This window comes from Paenibacillus darwinianus (assembly GCF_000598065.1).
GTDB lineage: Bacteria > Bacillota > Bacilli > Paenibacillales > Paenibacillaceae > Paenibacillus_I > Paenibacillus_I darwinianus.
In genome coordinates this window covers 17,268-19,480 of record NZ_KK082174.1, presented here as the reverse complement: position 1 = coordinate 19,480, position 2,213 = coordinate 17,268, and the positions used below count along the sequence as shown (strand labels likewise).

Below are 2,213 nucleotides of genomic sequence, written 5' to 3'. Positions count from 1 at the left end.
ACCAGCGCATTCTCCTTGATCCAAATTACGAAATCTCGGCTTCTCAAGTGTATTCATTTCAAGTTCACCCTGAATTTTTAAGGTATACCTGGTTTAAAGGTATTCCTTGCAATTATTGGGGGCGCTTTGAAATGTCAAGTGTTTTCGACAAATTCCCGAAATACTTTTGGGTTTGAAAACTTACAGTCTTTTACTTCAAGTGCATAACTCATGTAATAAGTATACCGAAAAAAAACCGTTTTGGTCAATAACCGAACATTTTCCTGCCCTTTTACCTTATTATCTCAGCATTTCTTTGTAAAACTCCTTTTTATAAAGCTATCCTGTCCATTTGACAAATGCTGCTTGTTATTTATAATTATTATAAACTGTTGCACATGCCAAAGACGAACAAAGCGGAGGAGCAGAAACCATGCACTATTCTACGATTATTGTCGGAACCGGGCCTGCCGGCTTGACGGCGGCTATTTATTTGGCCAGAGCGAACCTCAGCCCGCTCGTTATTGAGGGACCGGAGCCTGGCGGACAGCTCACGACAACCACCGAGGTGGAAAATTTCCCGGGCTTCCCGGAAGGCATTATGGGACCCGAATTGATGGCGAACATGCGCAAGCAGGCGGAGAGGTTCGGCGCCGCGTTCCGCACCGGTTGGGTCAACCGCGTCGATACGTCCCGACGCCCGTTCACGCTCGAGGTCGAAGGGCAAGGAACGGTAACAGCGGATTCGCTTATCCTTTCGACCGGGGCGTCAGCCAAGTATCTCGGCATTCCCGGCGAACGGGACAATGTCGGACGGGGCGTCAGCACATGCGCGACTTGCGACGGCTTCTTTTTCCGCGGTAAAAAGATTATCGTCATCGGCGGCGGCGACTCCGCGATGGAGGAAGCGAACTTCCTGACGCGCTTCGCGTCCGAGGTCAGAATCGTCAACCGCCGCGAAGAGCTTCGCGCCTCGAAAATCATGCAGGACCGGGCTCGCGAGAACGGTAAAATCGTCTGGAGCCTCAACCGCACTCCGCTTGAAGTCGTAGCCGGGCCGCTTGGCGTTACGGGCCTCAAGGTGCGCAACAATGAGACGGGTGAAGAGGAACTGCTGGAAACGGAAGGCGTGTTCGTCGCCATCGGCCACACGCCGAATACGAAATTCCTGCAGGGACAGATCACGACCGACGAGACGGGCTATATCACCGTTACGCCAGGAACAAGCGAAACGAATGTGCCGGGCGTATTCGCCTGCGGAGACGTTCAAGACAATAAATACCGGCAAGCCATCACAGCGGCAGGCAGCGGCTGTATGGCCGCACTCGACTGCGAGCGGTATCTCGAAGCGAACGTCCATGCGAAGGCGCACGCATAACAGGCTCCGCCACAGGACAGACTAACCGCTTGATAATCAGGTTTGAATGGAGATGAGGTCATGGAAAAGATTCACGAGGCGCTCAATCGCCAAATCGCCAACTGGAGCGTTCTGTACGTTAAGTTGCATCATTACCATTGGTATGTGACTGGCCAGCAGTTCTTTACCCTCCATGCCAAATTTCAGGAGCTGTATGAGGAAGCCGCGCTGCATATCGACGAGATCGCCGAGCGGCTTCTGGCAGTGCAAGGCAAGCCGGTAGCCCGAATGGCCGACTATTTGAAGCTGTCCAGCGTGAAGGAAGCCTCGGGCAGCGAAAATGCGGTGCAGATGGTGGAAGCGATCACCGGCGATTTCACGACCGTTGTCGGCGAGCTTAAGAAAGCTATTCCTGCCGCGCAAGAGGCAGGCGACGAGACGACCGCCGACATGCTGCTCGCGATTCACACTTCGCTTGAGAAGCATATATGGATGCTGAGGGCTTTTGTCCGATAAGGACGCTCCCGCCGGAGATGCCGGGGATGTACACGTACACCCCGACAGCATCATGACGACGAAAGACCGAAAAAAACGGCGCTCTCCTGTGAGAGCGCCGTTGTTGTTTCATGCGCCATTTGCCGCTTACGGCTTGTTGCTGCCCCGCTTTCGCTGCTGTGACACGCGAAGCCCGGCTTGCAGGGGTTACTTTTTCTGGTCGGCGATGCGTTCGTTCAGTTCATTGAGATACGTCCAGCGGTCGAGCAGCTCCTCCAGCTTCGCCTCAAGAGCGCTCTGCTGCCGCAAGAGCTCCTGCAAGCGGACCGAATCGCTTCCCGAGCTCTCCATCTGCGCAGCCGTATCGGCGAGCTCGGCTTCC

The 2,213-nt window shown here is 54.3% G+C and carries 3 protein-coding genes; 2 read left to right on the top strand and 1 reads right to left on the bottom strand.

Translation table 11 applies throughout. The annotated features are described in order from the left end of the window. The first annotated feature begins 412 nt into the window (after positions 1–412). Together trxB and BG52_RS10585 are read left to right on the top strand one after the other, a co-directional pair. Entirely contained in the window at positions 413–1,357 is a 945-nt protein-coding gene (trxB, locus tag BG52_RS10590; protein ID WP_036584732.1) for a thioredoxin-disulfide reductase, read from the top strand. 60 nt (positions 1,358–1,417) lie between these two features. Beyond that, positions 1,418–1,852, top strand: a complete 435-nt coding sequence (locus BG52_RS10585) for a Dps family protein (RefSeq protein ID WP_036584734.1) — start codon at positions 1,418–1,420, stop codon at positions 1,850–1,852. A gap of 186 nt (positions 1,853–2,038) precedes the next feature. Here BG52_RS10585 and BG52_RS16805 read toward each other — a convergent pair. Further along, positions 2,039–2,213 (bottom strand): hypothetical protein (locus BG52_RS16805; protein ID WP_190287527.1); only part of this gene is annotated, 175 nt, incomplete at its 5' end.

Bases quoted from the DNA above. Each gene is read 5' to 3' on its own strand.
- trxB (WP_036584732.1), top strand. From the start codon at position 413: ATGCACTATTCTACGATTATTGTCGGAACCGGGCCTGCCGGCTTGACG.
- BG52_RS10585 (WP_036584734.1), top strand. From the start codon at position 1,418: ATGGAAAAGATTCACGAGGCGCTCAATCGCCAAATCGCCAACTGGAGC.